This is a genomic window from Bacillus bingmayongensis, assembly GCF_000299035.1.
GTDB lineage: Bacteria > Bacillota > Bacilli > Bacillales > Bacillaceae_G > Bacillus_A > Bacillus_A bingmayongensis.
The window spans coordinates 1,436,221-1,454,766 of the sequence record NZ_JH921517.1 but is presented as its reverse complement, the minus strand read 5'-3'; the positions used below and the strand labels follow the sequence as shown (position 1 = coordinate 1,454,766).

Below are 18,546 nucleotides of genomic sequence, written 5' to 3'. Positions count from 1 at the left end.
ATTCCGACTTTTATGCAAGGATTTTATTTTCCTAATTCTATTTCTTCTTTTTATATAACGTGCATTTACTACCTTTTCTGTTTGATATATAGAGATACATTAAGCACATCAACGCAACTACAATGGGAATGGCAATTACATCACCAATAAACGGATATACCATTACGCAGCATGTAAATGCTGTTACAGAAAAAGACTTTCCTAGTCTATTCTTGATTAGCTTTATGCCCGCTGCAGTACCTACTATATATGTAACAATTCCTAACGAATTAGGGATTAATACTAATGTATCTAGACCAATATGAAAAATAAAACTTATGAAAATCCCTGTTACTGCGATGAATCCAACTGTCATTAGAGCATACGTTGGTACATTCCTTTTATGATCTAAATATCCAAGATACTTAGGAGCAAATCCTTCTTTTCCTAATGAATAGCCAAGCCGGCTCATACTTGCTACAAAGGCATTTGTTGTACCTATACAAATCATAAAAGCTACTAATCCAACTAACCATGCAAATTGGTCACCTAATGTATTTTTTATAACGATTACAAGAGCGGTACTATTATTAGAATCTATAGAATATGATCTCGTCCCGATTACTGAAACGGCAATTCCTATATATAAAAATCCAATAATTACAATAGCAACTCCTGTAGAAAAAATGATATTCCTTCTTCTTGGAGATTTAAATTCTGGTGCTAAACTTGAAATTGCTTCCCATCCAAAAAAAGACCAAAAAATTAATAATGACGCATGTAAAATAGGTTGTATTTCATTTACTGAAACGTTCACGTTCATATTCTTCATTTCAATATTAGGTAATGAGCAAACAATTGTTATGAATAAGATAAGAAAAGTTAATACACCTATACATACTTGAAACACTCCACTCATTTGCAATCCAAAGAAATTGGAACAAATAGCTATACTTAAAATAATAAAGGCGATCACATATGCAAAGTAGAAAGGCAAATCCAACACTTTAACAATATACATCCCGCCCGTTTGAGACACAATAATTTGACCAACACTTCCGGCAATAAAAAAACACCATCCTATTATGGCGCCGATATTTTTTCCAAAAGCCTTTTCAGAAAAAGTTGCAATTCCACCTGCACTTGGATACTCAATAGACAAGAAAGCAAAAGTAAACGCAAGCGGGATACTGAGCAAAATCATTATAACCCAAGAAATAATAGCGCTTGGCCCCGCTATACTCGCTGTCATACCTGGTAAAATGAGAATTCCCGATCCTAAAACTGCCCCAACATATAAAGCTGTACCTTTTCGAATAGAAATCGTTTCTTTGAAATCATTAGACATTCCATGCACCCCCATTTATATTTAAATTATAGAAAGTTGTTAATCTATTTTATATTCAAAAATGAACATAATTTTTTTCTGAACTTTATATTATGAAGGTATTTCAGTTATTTATTTTCAATTTCGTAAAGGAGTATATATTATGGATGGAATCGATAAAAAGATAGTTTCACTTTTACAAGAAGATGCCAGAATGACAATTAAAGAAATGACTGAACATTTACATCTTAGTCGTCCAAGTGTTACCGAAAGACTCAAACGATTACATGATGCGGGAATAATTGAAAAATATACAGCACGTATTTCCCCCGATGCAGTTGGCAAAGGCATTCAAGCGTTTTTAAGAATAGAAAACTTAAAAATCCCCTGTAAAAAATTCGAGGAGAAAATATACAACGAACATAGAATACTTGAATGTCATCGAGTAACAGGAGAAAGTAGCTATTACTTAAAAGTAGCTGTGCAATCAATGAAAGAATTAGAATCATTAATCGATATTGTAATCCCATTTGGTACAGTAAAAACTTCCATGATATTATCCTCACCAATCCCATACAGACCGATTATTGTAGATTAAACCTAAAAAAGGATTGATCATTATGATCAATCCTTTCTCTTTATCAAAACATAATGCCACTAACAATTACAATGAAATTCTTTAAAGATATTTATACAAAAACTTTATTTATTTCCAAATCTCATTTACCCATTCAGGATGATCAATAAATGGATTACGGTTGTGCTGATATTTTGTAAAAATAATTTCATTACGCTTTCTTTCAACGTCATCGACAGGGTCTTGTTCATTCCATTTTAGTAAGACTGATAGTTTCCCCATATATGGATCTTTATTGTTATTCACTCGCTCATTAAGTTCTAAATCTACTTCACCGTTATCTCCTTCATAGCGAACAGCCATGTAAAATAACATTCTAGCAATATCTCCTTTTACACTATCACGAGGTTCCCAAGAATCACTATCGTATTTACATTCTGTTGCTTCTGAATGATTCATACCGCCATTATCAAAATCCAAATTTCCACGCGAACTATTTACAGATACATCCGTAGCTCTTAAATGATGAAGATCCGTTCCTGGTCCTGCAGCTGTTCCAAAATCACCGTGAGATTTTGCCCAAACATGCTCTCGATTCCAATTATCAACCCCTGAACCATTCGTAAATTTCCCTTGCGAACGTCCTGTATATAAGAGAATTACATTATTTTTATTATTTGGATCTTCATCAGTATCTCTTAGTGCTTCCCAAACCGCACTGTATGATATCTTTGTATGATTATCAATAATGTTATGAAGTTCCTTTTTTAACTCTAAACCAGTTTTTCCCTTGGCATTATTATAATATGTATCGTCGTAGTTTTGTAAAGTAACCTCTTGTGTTGAAAGTGTATCTACTTTCGGAGACGCAGAAACTACATCACCATATACGGTATCTGTAAATGATAGAGACGCAGAGCCTAAAATAAAAAATGAAGAAATAGTAACCATAGCAAGTTTTGTATTTCGGAACACCATATACACATATCCCCTTTAACATTTAATTTTAACTAATGAACGAAAACAATTCTTTCTAAACACATGAAATATTTTAAAACTACATACACATTTTCTCTCTTTATAATAGAAAATCCTATTCAGCTTGTATAAATTTCCACGCTTTTGGTTGATCTGTTTTTTTTCCTAAAACAATCCAGCTTTTCCCTTTACCATTTTCTTGATAATTAACTGGATAGCCGTCAGTAAATAAGAAATATTCACTTGGATGATTCGGATTTGGATACACTTTAAACTGTGCAGTGTTTGTTTTTCTTTTTGCAAGATGTACCCAATTCGTCATATTAGAGTAATTTAAGAATACGTAATTCTCATAGTTGGATTGCGCCATTTTTATTAAGGCACTTTCTCCCTGATGGAGAATTCCATTATTATCTTTATCAAATACAAATTGAACCGGTGTGCCATGAACTTTATTATCATCTTCCTGATTAGATAATAATGCGTAGTCATTCGCTGCATATACTTCAAAGGTTAAACCTCTATTTTGAAACTCACTTGGTACTACAAGATATTTTTTATTTTCTTGTACTGCCTCTTCATTAGAATCTCTCACTATCGTATTTTCAATTTCTTCAGCTGCAGTATTTCCAACAAATGTTTTAAACCATAAATGGATAAATCCTGCTGTATTTCTTTGTGCCTTCTCTAAACTCCTCTGGACAGCTGGCATAACTTCTTGTTGCCAAAGAGCATTGTTCCCTTTATTATATTGAGATTTAATATTATCATTGGTAATATTCGTTATTTCTACCTTTGCAAGTTTAGCCGTTTCGTGTATCCACTGCTTTGGATCATTAGAATCGACTAAATGATATGTTCCCTTATCATCCTTCACTTCAAATTGTGTCTGAATTGTCGTCACATAGTTTTCAAAAGCGCTATGAAACTTTAAAGCACTCATATCAACAGCTGTAAAATTAGCAGCATGCATTGGTTGAGTAGCATCTGTAAAGTAGTGCGTCGCAACACCTAAATAATAGAAAGCCTGCTTCCAATCCTCTTTCTTAAAGTAATCACCTGCTAATTTAAAATATTTATCTCCTTGCGAGAGAGCTGTTGGTTCTTCTTCTCCTTTATAGTTCTTTCTCGTATCGGGATCGTAGAAATGAGATTTCCATCCACCTCTAATTAGCCCGTCAATGCCGATTGTACCTGTACCTCCATCGTTAAATTCATCAAGGTAATCAGCATCATAAAGCCCTCTTTCAAATAACTCCTTATATTCAGGAGTATTTAAAAATTGTAGTTCATTTGCTTGAACTGTCCTATCTTGATTGCGAGCCATTATTTGAATTGCATTTCTTGCAATCCATAAGTGTGTGCTTTCATTAGGATGATGCGGATGCTCAGCAGACCATCTTTTCACACGTTTATGCTCTTGGTTTTCTTGTTTCATTACTTCTCCTATTCCACAAGCTTGTGCTTCTGTTGGGATTACCACAGTACCAGAAGCTATCGCTGTGACAAGAGCCAATGTACATAATTTCTTTTTCATACGATTCTCCTAAGCCTTAATTTCATTAATAACGTAAACGATTTCACTTTGAAGCAAAAAGTATCCTTCCACATTAAAAATGTAGTTTAATGATAACTTATATATTTCAATTTATTTATGCAATTATACATATTTAATTACTAGCTAAAAAAGAAACAATATACACAAAAATTCTTGTTTGGGAACAGAATCGTTTCTGGTTGCACTATCGTAGATTGGAAAAGGGAATGTTTTACTGGCTAACTCATAAACCAAGTATGCCTCTTATCATATCAAGACGACAACTGAGATGACTTCTTGATGGAATTGCTGTTCATCAAAAACAAGGGCATCAAGCCGTACATGCGGGAACGATTCTATAAAAATCGTATATGCAAAAGGAATTTGGATTATTTTGTCAAATTTATTTATCTATGAAAACAACACCTTCACCTTCACCTTCACCTTCAAATCAACCTACAATTGAATCGCTTTAAGCTCAAGTATAAGAACTCGCGGTAAAAGTGAGATGGTATGAAGAATAATTTCGACTTAGCCAACAAAAATGGCTTAGTACGTCTAGTGAAAAAACACCTAAAAATCAACTCGCTTTAGAACTGTTTAATGAGGCTGAAAAAGTAAGTGATTCCGAAATAACCGAACCAGCTGTTGAAACTATCACCCATCATCGCAAAAAGAAACGCGGCCATAGGGATGAGTCTGTCCAAAACCTTCCGTTTGTAACGACAAATATGCCAGCTCCTGCCTTTCCTAAAAGTATCGCTTCTCCGTTGATTTAGACGTATATTATGACCCAAAAATATGTAGAAGTATTGCCTCCTTATCGTCTGGAAAAGCACTTGGAACGAATGGAGATCTTCTTATCACGACAAACAATGGGAAATTGGTTATTATATAGGGCTAATAGTTAGTGGTTTTGTATGAAAAGATATATGAACATCTACTCACGTGAACCTGGTTAGGCCGCAATAACCAAATCCTATCTTTGGTTATACCATACAGGGCGAGAAGATACCCCCATTGTTCTCTAGGACTATCAGCACACAAACATCCGAAACGTTTTTTAACTGGTTTTCAAGTGTATTTACAACGAAATGGATATAGTGGTAATCATCAAGTACCGGATATCACCCTTGTGGGATGTTGTACACATGCCAGACGTAAGTTTGATGAAGCCTTAAAGACTTTACCATCTAGATGCAGATTACCGAAAAAAATGAAGCAAACAAATAGTAACTCTAAGATATACGAAAAAAGTTGTTAATTTCGGAGTTACTTGACGTTTACAAAAATACGGTGCAAGGAGATGTAAAACGTGAAAAAGTTAATCGAATTTAAAAAAGTAACGAAAGAATACAAAATAGGGGAAGTTCCAATTAAGGCCCTTGATGGTATTAATTTTTCCATATTTGAGGGAGAATTCGTCGTTATTTTGGGTGCAAGCGGTGCCGGTAAAAGTACGATTTTGAATATACTGGGTGGTATGGATACGGCTACCTCAGGTCAAGTGTTAGTTGGTGATCAAGAAATAACGAGCTTCACCGAAAAAAAGTTAACAGAATATCGTGGTGAGAAAGTCGGCTTTGTATTTCAATTCTATAACTTAATTCCGAATTTAAATGCTCTAGAAAATGTTGAATTTGCCACTGAAGTATGTAAAAACCATCTGGATGCGAAAGAGATTTTAAGCAAAGTCGGATTAGAGAATCGTTTCAAAAACTTTCCTTCTCAACTCTCTGGAGGAGAACAACAAAGAGTTGCTATAGCTAGAGCTGTTGCAAAAAACCCTTTCCTTTTACTCTGTGATGAACCAACCGGAGCTTTGGATTATGTTACAGGTAAGTCCGTATTAAAGCTTCTTCAAGATTTGAACAGGGAAACGAAGAAATGTGTCATTTTAGTCACACATAATTCTGCAATTGCTCCTATGGCTGATAAAATTATTAAGGTAAAAAGCGGAATGATAGAAAGTATTACGATTAATGATGAAAAACAAAGTATCGAAGGGATTGAGTGGTAATCATGAAATTATTTTTAAAATTATTAAGGGATATGAAACAATCTATAGGACAATTTATAGCTTTAGTTTTGGTTATCACCGTAGGGTCTTTTTTTTATGTGGGCCTGGTAACTTATAGCGATAATCTTAGCGCTTATACTAAGGGGTACTTTAAAGAACATAATTTAAGTGACTTAAATGTGTATTACAGTCAAATTTCCAAATATGATGTGGCTGGTTTAAGTGAAATTGAAGGTATAAATATAATAGAAGGACGTTATACCTTTGATGCCACGCAAACCTTTGAAAATTACAAAGCTTCATTAAAGATTCATTCCATCCCTGTAAAAAATGAAATAAATACCCCTACTATGATTGAAGGTAGTATCCCGTCAAAAAAGAATGCAATCTTATTAGATTCTCGTTATGCGAAAGAACATCATTATCGTGTCGGTGATCAAATCAGTCTAAGTGCGAATGAAAGAAATTTCAAGTTTACAATTAGTGGCTTGGGTGAGAATGTTGAGCATGCAAAAAAGAACGAAATACAAGACCATAAAACCTCCGGAGTAGCTTATATTATCGAAGAGACAGTCCCTGAAATCTTAGACGGCTTTTACTATAATGAAATCATCATCGATGCTAAAGAAGGTTACGATATTGACAAATTAGGTAAATCAATTGAAGTACAATCCAAACAACTTACTTATTTGGATCAAGTAAGTAAAGAACGGACTTTCAATTATTCTAAAATAAATCAAACGATATATAATAATAACTTGATGAGTAAGGTTATACCTTTCGTTCTCTTTTTGATTGAAGCGATTATCCTATTTCTGGCCATGTCGAGGATTATGGATTCTCAAAGAAATCAAGTAGGTATTATGAAGGCTTTGGGTGTAAAAAACAGAAACATCATGCTTCACTACATGGGATACCCTGTTCTGGCAAGTATCATTGGCTCAATCATAGGTTTTGCCATTGCTGCTATTGTATTTATTCCATTAGTAACTGCGTCGAGTGCAAGGGCCTACTCTCTGCCTGACATTACATTCTCACTTTCATTTTATTCAATCATTCCTCCCATTATTTTCTCTAGTGCTTTCGGACTCCTGTCATGTTACTTAAGTGGTAGAACCATATTAAAAGAACGTGCGGCTCAGGCTATGCGTCCAAAACCACCACAGAAGATGAAAAAGCTATTTATAGAAAGAGTTCCGGGTCTATGGAGTCATATTTCCTACAGTTATAAACTCATTTTGAGAAATATATTTTTAAATAAACCAAAAACTTTGGCGAGCTCAATTGGTGTTGTTGTAAGCACTGTTTTATTAATAACTGCTTTGGGCACTCAAACAGCCTTGCTTAAAGTAGCTAACCAAATTGAAGATGTGTATACCTATGTGATCTAAGAATAAACTATAAGATGGGAACATCTTCTGATAGAGTAAAACTACCCTCCGGTATTAAAAATAGTTATTTTTTATCTACATTTCCTGTTGAATTCATAAAAGATAATGAAAAAGAAACTGCCACTTTAGTTATTACTGAAAAAGAAAACAATCTCATTCATTTCTTGGACGAAAATAACAATAAGGTATCTTTAGAAAATAATGGTGTGCTAGTACCAAAATCTTACGCTGACAAATATCATATTTCAGAAGGAGATATAATCAAAATAAAGTTCACAGCACCAGAGCTTAAAAATAAATCTGTAGATATGAAGGTTTTAAATATATCTACACAATATTCGAATCCCTCGTTTTATAGCACACCAACTTATTTAAAGAGTTTTGACATAGACTACACTCCAACCTCACTTTTAGTTGAAACAAATAGCTCTACAGATCTTACAAGCGTTCGTAACTTCTTCGAACAAGATCAATATGTAGATACAATTGCAGATAAGAATGATCTAAAGAAATCCGCTCAATATATTTTGAAACAAAATAGCTTTGTATTTATCATGTTTATTACATGTGCCGTCATCCTCTCCTTTGGGGCCATATATACGATATCTTCCATAAATATTTATGAAAGGAATCGTGAGCTTGCAACACTTAAGGTATTAGGCTATCAAAAAATAAAATAAACAGACTAATATTTTTTGAAAACATCATACTAACCACATTCGCAGTAATTGTAGCTTTACCGATAAGTAACTATGTTTATACAATTGTTGTAAAGGCTCTATCTAGTACCCATCAACAAATCCCAGATAAATTAAATTTTTTTATTATGTTAGTTTCTATTATTCTTGCGTTCTTACTTACCGTTTTATCTAATTTACTACTTAGGAGAAAAGTTACTAAAATAAATATGATTGAATCATTAAAAAGTATAGAATAAAACTTTTAAATAGATGAGACAAAAATGGACTGTTTCACCCTGATGCGAAAGCAACCTGTACCGCGATCATGATTATCAATTGGGAGTTACTTGGTAACGCCGCTACAGTTGAGTATCGAGTAGTTCAACCAATTGATAGTATGACAACATGTTACACTATTTAAATTATCTGTATTCTTAACTGTATAAAAAAGGATTGATCAAAAGATCAATCCTTTACTCTACTTCATTTAAGAAGAACAGTGTTAAAACGCCTGGTCCTGTATGCGCACCAATTGCTGCACCAATTGTATTTACAATAAATACTTCACAGCCAAATTTTTCAGTAATTAATGCTTTTAATGCATTGGCAGTTTCTAAATCATCACCATGTGTGATACCAATTGTTTGACCTTTCAGGCTCTTTCCTCGCTCTTTCATAATATCAACTATTCGGTTTAAAACTTTCTTTCTACCTCTTACTTTTTCAAGCGGTACAAGCTTTCCTTCTTCAACGTTTAAAATTGGCTTAATGTTTAATAGGCCACCAATAAATCCAGCTACCTTACTTAAACGCCCACCTCTAACGAGATACTGCAGGTCAGCTACGGTAAAGATATGCTCCATATGTTTTGTTAGAAAAGCAATTCGGTTTAAGATTTCTTCTTTTGATGCACCCTCTTTAGCCATTTTGGCAGCTTCTATTACTACAAGTCCTTGACCGAGTGAAGCACATTTTGTATCGATAATTTCTAAATCTAAATCCGCATGTGATTCTTTTACTTCTTCTTTAATCACTACTGAAGATTGATATGTACCAGAAAGTTCCGATGAAAAAGCTAAATATATACATGGTGTACCTAGCTTTGCATATGTAACAAACTTTTCTTGGAATGTTTCTAATGATGGCAGTGATGTTTTATACACTTCGCCTTCTCTCATCTTTTGCAACAATTGAGTTGATTCTAATGTTACTCCGTCTAAGTACTCTGTTTCCGTTTCATCATATACACGGAGTGGAATTAAATCTATATCGTAAGCTTGCAGCAATTCTTTTGGTAAATCCGCCGCACTATCCGTAATGATTTTGACACTCATTTTTTTAAACCTCTATTCTATTATAAGTATACGAAAAAAAGAATAATTACCTTTAAATTATATACGTAAAACACTTGTGAAGAAAGAAAAAGTATTATTAGACTATTCTATATTCTATGCACGGAATGTTGAGAAATTAACTTCCTTATCAAATCAATTTCTTAAACGAGTTATATCTAATTGAATCAAGTACCATTATTTCATTACAAATCATTTTGTTTCTTATACAATAGAAATATCAGAATTTTTCAAGGAGTGTATTTTTATGAAAATAAAATTTGCTTCATTAGAGGATTTAGAATGGATTAACAGTCAATATAAAACAGTTGGATTTGTGCCAAGTGATTTAAAAAAAGATAAAGTGGCAATTGTGACATACAACGGAGAATATGCGGGACTTGGACGTTTAGTTCAGATTGATGAGAATACTATCGAAATGGGTGGTATTTATATCCTACCTAAATATAGAGGCAATAAATTAGCTGGAGATCTTGTCTCTTTTTTAGTACAAGAAGCAAAACAGTCGGATGCATCTCATGTTTATTGTATCCCTTTTGAAGAACTTGCCACTTTTTATAAAAAATATGGTTATAAAGAAGTTAACGTTAATCAAGAGACTGTTCCGCCTACCATCCTGACTAAATATACATGGTGCTTACAGGAATATGATAAAAATGTTTTGTTGTTTAAATTATAAGCATTTTTAAATCTCGACTTTATTTCATTTTCTTCTTCAAAACAAAAAGACAGTATGTAAAATTATACATGCTGTCTTTTTCATCTATAAACAATCCTATATATTATTTTTTATCCATCTGTATCAGTGCTTTTTTGGGAATTTCATTTCGTTGAACTTCTTCATATGTGGAAATCCCTTTATATCCCTCGCTATTTGGTTCATCAAATACATACACACGTAAAAAAGAATTTAGCTTTAAATTTTTATTAGCATCGAACTTAATACTCGTTTTATTTCCATCTTTATCATATGCCATTACGTTATACTCGTAACGCTTCCAGGTAGGATCATCTTTATCTACCTGATATTCTTTTCCATTCTCCGTAATATGAACATACATTTTTTCTTTACCCCATTTTTGCTTCATTTCAGCTAAATCCCAATCAGAATCTAAAAAGGCATTCATTAAAAGACCTAATAATACGAGAAAAGCAATCAAAGTTATTAACAGTTTCTTCATGTTTTCAACCTCTTGTTTTGATAGTATGTGACACCTCGTATACTATCAGAAAGCTTTTGATCTATTTATCTATTTTCCTTACAAAAACCTTACACTTTTGTAATACATTCGAACTGATTTTGAATGAGCGAGAATCCCCTTTCCCTTCACTAAATTACAACCTTTCTACCTAAATTTTCGAATGAGAATATTATTATTCATAAATTGAGAATTATAATAAGGAAACAATTTCATGTTTCCACTAAAAAACGTTATAATAAACTGTAGCCTCTACGATTACGTTATAAAGGAGAATGAAACAATGGCTAAAATTAAAGTATATCAAGCAAAAGAAGAAAATATGGAAGCAGTAAAAAACATCATTGATGTGGAGGAGCAAAATCCGACTACTGCTGACTTACAAAATCTTTACGAGTGTGTATTAGATACAGAGGATATGGCATTGCCTGAATCATATATGGAAGAAGATATTTTAATCGATTCTATTGAAGTAATGGTAAACGTTTCTCAAAATAAATTAAGAGACCTAGGTACATACGATGTAATTGAAGTACAAAACAAAGGCAAAAAAACACAAATTTTATTATTAGCAGACGAAGAATACGAAGTAATTGAAGGCTAATTGGTTACATTACATACGAAAAACTCCTTTCTAATCTAGAAAGGAGTTTTTTCATGTTCTATGCTTTTGATGTCTCTGCTTTTATATTTTCGTGCTCTTTCTTATATACCATTCGCTCATTCCCCATAAAGAAGATAAATACGAATGCTAAACCTGCTGGAACTAATGCCCACATAAACGTATGAACGATAGAACTAGAAAGTGCTTCAATAATTTCATCTAATATTTGCGGAGGAATTTGAGATCTTGCGCCTTCTGAAAGGATTGCTCTTGAATCCCCTAGCACATTACTATTGATTCCGCTCCCCATTCCTTTAAACGCTTCTTCTAGTTGATCTTGAAAACCTGTTCTTTGAATCATACCAAAGATTGTAATTCCAAGAGTCATCCCTAACGAACGAACAAAGTTACTCGTTGAAGTTGCTGATCCTCTTTGGTTCATACCGAAATTATGAATTACAGCCATACTTAATACTGAGAATGAAAAACCTACACCAAAACCCAAAATAATCATATAAATTGTTAACCACACACGACTTGTTTCTGGTGTTAACGTACTTAATAAGAACAATCCACCTAGCATAATAACCGCTGAAATAATCATGATATTACGGTAACTTAGCTTTGATGTTAAAAATCCACCTAACTGTGCTGTAACGACTGATCCTAACATCATTGGTAGTAGTAATAGACCGGAATTCGTTGCAGACCCGCCATATACTCCTTGAATAAATAAAGGAATATAGACAGTTGCTGACATAAAAGCAGCCCCGTAAAATAAAGCGATAATTGTACTCATCCCAAATAAACGCTGTTTAAACATTTCAAACGATATGATAGGTTCTGTCGCTTTTCTTTCTATAAAAATAAACATAATAATTAATATAGCAAATGCCGCGAATAAACTTAAAATAAAAGTAGAATCCCAATCATACTTCTGTCCACCAAGTTCTAGTGCAAACATTAAGCAAACGACTGCACCAACTAATGTAATTGCACCAAACCAATCAATCTTTTGTTTTTGGTGAACGCGTGATTCTTTATAGAAGAATACAATAAAAATAAGTGATAGAATCCCTAACGGTAAGTTAATATAAAACACCCAGTGCCAGCTAATGTAGTCTGTAATATATGCACCAAGTAACGGACCGAAAATACTAGATAAACCAAACACTGCACCAAACAATCCACCCATTTTCCCACGCTTTTCGGGCGGGAAAATATCAAACACAATCGTAAATGCAATTGGAACGAGTGCTCCGCCGCCAATACCTTGGATCGCTCGATAAATACCTAACTGTGTAATATTTTCTGCTGTACCACAGAGTGCCGAACCAATCATAAAAACAATTAAACCAAAAATAAAGAATCGTTTTCTACCATACATATCGGATAGTTTCCCAAAGATCGGCATACCCGCCATTTCTGCCACCATATAAGCTGATACAACCCAAACAAAGTTTTCTAATCCACCTAAATCACCAACAATTGTTCCCATCGCTGTCACAACAATGGTATTATCCATTGATGCCATTAAAATCCCTAGCAATAAACCCGCAACAACAAAGCCGAGTTTACTATTCTTCGCAACCATATTACTTGCTCTCCCTCTTACATCTATATATGTTTATGTTCTTTTACAACTGATTTTCCTTTTTGATTAAAACTCGTATGATATTCTACAACACTGATTTCACAACCAGGACCAATTGTAACATTGTTTCCTCTTACTATTTCAGCTACTGTGTGTTCTAAATAAATGTCATCGCCTTCAATAATTGATGCTTGAAGATTACCAGTATGGCTTGTAAAAGGAATAAATCTAGCTTTTTTTCGTACGGTAATCTTTTTTCCTCCAATTTCTTTTACTTTACTTCCTTCATACCGCAATGAAATGTGAATATTTTCAGCATTTAAAAGCCCTTCACTTTCAAGGCCACCAGTTAATAAAAGTTCTTCTACTTCAATATCTTGTTGTACGGTAAGACCCCCTTTAATATCTACAAAATTCCCAGTAAGCTTTCCATTAATCTCAAACATTCCTCTAATTTTTGTTTTGTTTATATGACAATCACTCTGAACTTGTGTATTACCGTATACTTTCACATACTCAGCATGCAAACTACCTTGCACTTCACTATCTCCATATACAATATAAGAATTTGTCGTCATATCCCCACGAACATCACTTGTTCCATAAGCTTTAAATTCATTACAACTCACATCATTTGAAATTGTTCCTTCGCCTCGAATTTTCACCTTATTATAAGCTCCGCCAGATGAACTACCAGAACCATTCAAAGTGAGACTATTTCGCTTTTCCATTGCCATTCCTCTCTTCATAAAAAATTAAACTTGTTGAACTTCTTTTACTTTCGCGTTTTTATCAACATTAAGAACTCCTGTATATTCAATAAGTCCAATCTCACAATTTGGGCCTACCGTAACATTGTTACCTCTTACTGTATTAATCTGCACGTGATCAATATCAATGTTGTCACCTTCTAATAATTCAGCTTCTAAATGTGATCCAAACACCGTTTTAAAAAGCCTACTAAACGCTGTTGATCTGTGTCTTACTTTAATTGTTTGCCCCCCTATTTCTTTTGCTCTACATGTACCGTGAATATCGATGTCAATTTCATCTGCACTTAGCAAGCCTCCGATTGTGAACTGTCCTTCTGACGAAAAGATATCTACTTCGCAATTACCGTCAATAGTCGCTTGCCCACAGATTTTAAGCTCTTCACCTTTCAAAGTACCACCAATTGTTCCTTTACCAGCAATTTTTAAATTGTTAGCCTTTACATCTTTTGTAATCGTTGCTTTTCCATCAATTCGCATGTTTTCAGTATCTACTTTCCCATCAACTTTGCCAGAACCGCTAATTCTTGTACGTTCACTTTTTAAATCACCATTCACATTACCTGACCCGTTGCATTCAAAATCATCGCAATCTATATTTCCATTAACAGTCCCTTTTCCATTTAACTGTACTTTATGAAACTCCCCACCATTAGAAGAACCATAACCATTTATAATTAATTTTTCTGATCGCATCATTTTTCCCCCACTACAATAGTTTTGATTTTAACGCTTCTGTATATTGCATGATTGCTAAACGTACGACTATCTTTGTTCCTTTTTCAAAAAGTAAATCATCTACATTTGAAACTAAGAAACATGTAGAAACACCAAGCTTTCGAACCACAACTAATTCGCTATTCTTTTGTTTCATGATTTCATAGTGCTCGCGCAGCACCTGCAAGACCATCTTGCCTTCTTCTAAACTAATCTCTCCAGATTGAAGTAATTCTTCTAAAATGTATACATAGAGAATTTCAACAAATTGAAATTCCGCCGGTTTATTCGTTTGATCTATAAAAAATTGCACAACCGGTTCTGAGGCAATGCCTTTTCGGATTATATCTTCTTTCGTTAAAGAAATCTCTGTTACACTTGGCGAAAACATATTCGCTAACTCATCTAGAGACAACTCCTCTTTCATCGTTTGAATTTTATCAATACGCTCTAATATTTTTTCTTTCGGAAAAAATGTTTCTTGCCCTGTAAAAGTCGATTTCCTGACAAACCAATCTTCTGGTATTAAATTCTTTCGTTTCCACCTATATAGTTGCCCGTATGAAATACCAGTCAGTTCCAATAAATCTTTTTTTGAAATTAAATCTGTACTCAACTGTACAACACTCCTTCCTAATAACAATGTAACATAACACTGTTACGATGTAAATGGGTGTTTATAAAAATATGCGTAACAATGTTCAAAGTCAAACTTTTTTATTCCATACAAAAAGGCCCTTTCGTACTCCATTAAATACCGAAAGAGCCCTTTTATATCAAGGTTTAAACCATATATGATAAAAATCAATCCATCCCTGAGAATTAATCCTTATATTTTGTACTTTTTCATGTGTACTTATGTGCTGTTTGTTACGATATAAAGGAATAATATGAAGATGACGTAACAATGTGCCCTCTACGTTGCGTAACAGTGTAATTCGCTTTTCTACATTAGGTTCGATAAAATATGAATGTAATTGTTCATTAAAATCAAGAGAGCTATGTTGATTTATAAAACTATTTTTCGAAAGAAACATTTGTAAAAAACTTAGTTCTATTTGCTCACTGATTGTAGCACTATCATGAATGATATCTGCTTGTTCAATTGTTTCCAAGCGTAATAATTCCTGTGCACCGAGGAAATGTATTTCGATCGTAATCCCATACTTTGCACATTCTCTTTGAATCCACTTAGAATCTTCCACATGATCTTGTTCTTTAAACGTATACAAATATAATATCTCCCTATTATATTTGCTCTTTTGTAGAAGGGTATTGATATCCTCATTTATTCTCCAAGCTGCACGATTTCCTAGTAATAATTCATCTGCTGCCTCACCGCGTTCTCCCTCTAACTCATCTATCATTTTATTACTATGGATTATTTTATATAACGCTTGCCTAAATGTAATATCTTGTAACGGTCCTTGTTTTTTAGTATTTAACGTAATATATGTTACGTTTGATTCCATTTTAGAAAGTTCTTTATGAGGGCTCTCTATACCTTTATGCTCAGCCTTCATCAATACATCATATTCATCCATACTTTTCGGTACATTCCAAAGCTCAATTCGATCCAGAAAGGGCCGTTCACGAAAATACGAATTATGCGCTTCTAAGACAAAGATCGAATCATTATTTTCACGTAGTTTAAATGGTCCTGTTCCGCTTAAATTGGCTTCCTCATCTTTCGTTATAATAGAACATTGTTCTGAGCCTAAAATATGTAATAATAATTTGTTTTCGGTATGTAAGTAAATCTCCACAACATGTTCATTTACAATATGGATTCTTTCAACATGTTGCAACATCCATACATACGGATTATCCTCTATATTCATAAATCTATCGAATGTGTAGGCAACATCGTGAGCTGTGAAACGTTTACCATTATGAAATTGCACACCTTTACGTAAATAAAAAGTCCACACTTTTTGGTCGTCATTATATTCCCAATGAAATGCAAGTCTCGGTTCTATTACATTTGTACTTCCGTTAACATATACAAGAGTGTCGTATACATGTTTTATCATATGACATTCTGAACGCAACGTAGCATAAACGGGATCCATAAAAATCTTCGGACTCATTTCAACTTGTAAACGAAGTACATCTTGTCTACCTTGGGTAGTTATTTCAATTTGATAACCAAATATTGAGTTTATCCAATTTTGAAATTGCTTTTGCAATGATGGAAAATACAAAATGTATTGCTCAACAAACTCTTTCCCGCCTTTTACATCCCCCTGTTTCGTTATCTCTTTCCCCTTTTCTAAAATTAAAGAAATAGGATCTTTTTGAAACGATAACTTTGATCGATTCCCTCTTCCGCGTCCTGGAAACCAACAAATCCAACCTAGCTCTTCTAATTTTTTTATAATAAATTTACTATTGCGATCGGTACAAAATAACGTTTCCGATATGTTTTGTAGTGATATTTCTATTTTTTCTTCCCCTGTTCTCCCTTTTCCATATTGGAGCCACAACTGGACATACTGATCCAATATAACCATACCCATCCCCCTAAAAGGTGAAAAATTCTATTCTTTCATTCTACCCTTTTTCATTTCTTGCTTCTATCTTAAGATTTCTATATAGAAAGGAGGAAATAAAGAATGAATCATCTCATAAAACGTTATAGTAAACCAATCTGGATTCGATTATTAGGCGAGTTATTAACTAGAACAACTGAGGCTATGTTAGCAATCATTTTTATTGTACATGTCAATAAAGCATTAGAAGGTAATGTAATCCTTACAATGCTTCTGTTTGGATTACAACCACTTTCTGATATTGTGTTCACAATCATCGCTGGAGGCGTAACGGATCGCTACGGCAGAAAGAAAATTATGTTACTGGGATTATTCGTGCAGGCAATTGCAATTGGCGGGTTTATTTTTGCTGCATCAGTCCCCTTCTTTGCTTTGTTATATGTGATGAATGGTATCGGCCGCTCCTTATACATTCCTGCTCAGCGTGCTCAAATTGCAGATTTAACTGCGTCAGAACAGCAAGCTGAAATATTCGCAGTTCTTCAAACGGTAGGCGCGATTGGTGCTGTGATCGGTCCGTTAATTAGTGCCTTTTTTTATAGCAGTCATCCTGAATACTTATTTCTCATTCAAGCTGTAACTCTTAGTTTGTATGCCATTCTCGTATGGACACAGCTTCCGGAAACGGCTCCTATGATTCAAGCGAATAAAAAATCTACACAAGTAACAACGCGGAAGACATTTATCTTTAAGCACTATGCTGTATTTGGACTTATGTTATCTACTCTTCCGATTAGCTTTTTCTACGCCCAAACGGAAACAAATTATCGCGTATTTGCAGAAGATATCTTTCCAAATTTCTTATTCGTTCTTGCATTTATCTCGACTTGTAAAGCTGTAATGGAAATCATCCTAAAAGTTGGCCTTGTGAAATGGTCTGAACGATTTTCAATGCCCAAAATAATCGTGATTTCATATATTTGTTATACGTTGGCGGCCATTGGTTATGGTTATTCCACAACATTATGGTCGCTCTTCTTTACATTGCTTTTCCTTACAATTGGTGAAAGCATTGCTTTAAATCATTTACTCCGATTTGTTTCAGGAATCGCACCGAGTCACATGCGTGGATTGTATTTTTCTATTTACGGAATACATTGGGATATTTCTCGAACGTGCGGACCTGTTCTTGGAGCAGTTATATTAAGTCATGTAAGCGGCAGCACCTTATTCTATATTTGTGCTTGCTTATTACTAATCGGTGGAATCGTTCAAACTTACTTTGTTTATTCAGTAGAGCGGAACAAATCAAAAGAGCTGTCCTTATAA

16 protein-coding genes and 2 pseudogenes are annotated in these 18,546 nt (G+C 33.9%); 8 read left to right on the top strand and 10 right to left on the bottom strand.

Going from position 1 to position 18,546, the window contains the following annotated elements:
• Nucleotides 1-37 precede the first annotated feature (37 nt).
• A complete protein-coding gene (locus Y7E_RS0114500) occupies nt 38-1,327 on the bottom strand; it encodes an APC family permease (protein WP_017151985.1) in 1,290 nt (429 codons plus the stop codon).
• 142 nt (nt 1,328-1,469) lie between these two features.
• Between Y7E_RS0114500 and Y7E_RS0114495 the strand changes: the two genes are divergently transcribed.
• Nucleotides 1,470-1,904 (top strand): Lrp/AsnC family transcriptional regulator, encoded by a 435-nt coding sequence (locus tag Y7E_RS0114495; protein ID WP_017151984.1) that lies wholly within the window; start codon nt 1,470-1,472, stop codon nt 1,902-1,904.
• A 108-nt stretch (nt 1,905-2,012) separates the two neighbouring features.
• On the opposite strand, the gene Y7E_RS0114490 is transcribed toward Y7E_RS0114495, so the two are convergent.
• Both Y7E_RS0114490 and Y7E_RS0114485 read right to left on the bottom strand, forming a co-directional pair.
• Complete coding sequence (locus Y7E_RS0114490) at nt 2,013-2,861, bottom strand: endonuclease I family protein (protein ID WP_017151983.1); 849 nt, start codon at nt 2,859-2,861, stop codon at nt 2,013-2,015.
• A gap of 115 nt (nt 2,862-2,976) precedes the next feature.
• Nucleotides 2,977-4,398, bottom strand: a complete 1,422-nt coding sequence (locus Y7E_RS0114485) for a zinc dependent phospholipase C family protein (protein ID WP_017151982.1) — start codon at nt 4,396-4,398, stop codon at nt 2,977-2,979.
• A gap of 158 nt (nt 4,399-4,556) precedes the next feature.
• On the opposite strand from Y7E_RS0114485, the gene tnpB reads away from it, so the two are divergent.
• The 4 genes and pseudogenes from tnpB to Y7E_RS29880 all read left to right on the top strand — a co-directional run bounded on the left by tnpB (nt 4,557) and on the right by Y7E_RS29880 (nt 8,746).
• The gene (tnpB, locus tag Y7E_RS35050; protein ID WP_081584615.1) at nt 4,557-4,691 is read left to right on the top strand and encodes an IS66 family insertion sequence element accessory protein TnpB; all 135 of its coding nucleotides are present in this window, start codon (nt 4,557-4,559) and stop codon (nt 4,689-4,691) included.
• Between the two features lie 108 nt (nt 4,692-4,799).
• A pseudogene (locus Y7E_RS35045) lies at nt 4,800-5,590 on the top strand (IS66 family transposase); the annotation flags it as partial.
• Nucleotides 5,591-5,713: 123 nt separating this feature from the next.
• Nucleotides 5,714-6,418 (top strand): ABC transporter ATP-binding protein, encoded by a 705-nt coding sequence (locus tag Y7E_RS0114480; protein WP_017151981.1) that lies wholly within the window; start codon nt 5,714-5,716, stop codon nt 6,416-6,418.
• A 2-nt stretch (nt 6,419-6,420) separates the two neighbouring features.
• Nucleotides 6,421-8,746 (top strand): annotated as a pseudogene (locus Y7E_RS29880) (ABC transporter permease).
• 216 nt (nt 8,747-8,962) lie between these two features.
• On the opposite strand, the gene Y7E_RS0114470 reads toward Y7E_RS29880, so the two are convergent.
• Nucleotides 8,963-9,823, bottom strand: coding sequence for a DegV family protein (locus Y7E_RS0114470; protein WP_017151980.1), 861 nt, complete (start codon nt 9,821-9,823; stop codon nt 8,963-8,965).
• 265 nt (nt 9,824-10,088) lie between these two features.
• Here Y7E_RS0114470 and Y7E_RS0114465 point away from each other — a divergent pair, with 265 nt between their 5' ends.
• Nucleotides 10,089-10,520 carry a GNAT family N-acetyltransferase gene (locus Y7E_RS0114465; protein WP_017151979.1) on the top strand — a complete coding sequence of 144 codons (432 nt, stop codon included), beginning with the start codon at nt 10,089-10,091 and terminating at the stop codon, nt 10,518-10,520.
• 103 nt (nt 10,521-10,623) lie between these two features.
• Here Y7E_RS0114465 and Y7E_RS0114460 read toward each other — a convergent pair whose 3' ends face one another.
• Complete coding sequence (locus tag Y7E_RS0114460) at nt 10,624-11,022, bottom strand: YxeA family protein (RefSeq protein WP_017151978.1); 399 nt, start codon at nt 11,020-11,022, stop codon at nt 10,624-10,626.
• Between the two features lie 301 nt (nt 11,023-11,323).
• Here Y7E_RS0114460 and Y7E_RS0114455 point away from each other — a divergent pair, with 301 nt between their 5' ends.
• A complete protein-coding gene (locus tag Y7E_RS0114455) occupies nt 11,324-11,644 on the top strand; it encodes a hypothetical protein (RefSeq protein WP_017151977.1) in 321 nt (106 codons plus the stop codon).
• Nucleotides 11,645-11,702: 58 nt separating this feature from the next.
• On the opposite strand, the gene Y7E_RS0114450 is transcribed toward Y7E_RS0114455, so the two are convergent.
• The 5 genes from Y7E_RS0114450 to Y7E_RS0114430 all read right to left on the bottom strand — a co-directional run bounded on the left by Y7E_RS0114450 (nt 11,703) and on the right by Y7E_RS0114430 (nt 17,238).
• A complete protein-coding gene (locus Y7E_RS0114450) occupies nt 11,703-13,238 on the bottom strand; it encodes an MDR family MFS transporter (RefSeq protein WP_017151976.1) in 1,536 nt (511 codons plus the stop codon).
• A 23-nt stretch (nt 13,239-13,261) separates the two neighbouring features.
• Nucleotides 13,262-13,969 carry a hypothetical protein gene (locus Y7E_RS0114445; RefSeq protein WP_017151975.1) on the bottom strand — a complete coding sequence of 236 codons (708 nt, stop codon included), beginning with the start codon at nt 13,967-13,969 and terminating at the stop codon, nt 13,262-13,264.
• A gap of 24 nt (nt 13,970-13,993) precedes the next feature.
• Entirely contained in the window at nt 13,994-14,704 is a 711-nt protein-coding gene (locus Y7E_RS0114440) for a polymer-forming cytoskeletal protein (RefSeq protein ID WP_017151974.1), read from the bottom strand.
• Between the two features lie 13 nt (nt 14,705-14,717).
• The gene (locus Y7E_RS0114435; RefSeq protein ID WP_017151973.1) at nt 14,718-15,341 is read right to left on the bottom strand and encodes a YhbD family protein; all 624 of its coding nucleotides are present in this window, start codon (nt 15,339-15,341) and stop codon (nt 14,718-14,720) included.
• Nucleotides 15,342-15,501: 160 nt separating this feature from the next.
• Entirely contained in the window at nt 15,502-17,238 is a 1,737-nt protein-coding gene (locus Y7E_RS0114430; protein WP_017151972.1) for an SgrR family transcriptional regulator, read from the bottom strand.
• A gap of 102 nt (nt 17,239-17,340) precedes the next feature.
• Here Y7E_RS0114430 and Y7E_RS0114425 point away from each other — a divergent pair, with 102 nt between their 5' ends.
• The gene (locus Y7E_RS0114425; RefSeq protein ID WP_017151971.1) at nt 17,341-18,546 is read left to right on the top strand and encodes an MDR family MFS transporter; all 1,206 of its coding nucleotides are present in this window, start codon (nt 17,341-17,343) and stop codon (nt 18,544-18,546) included.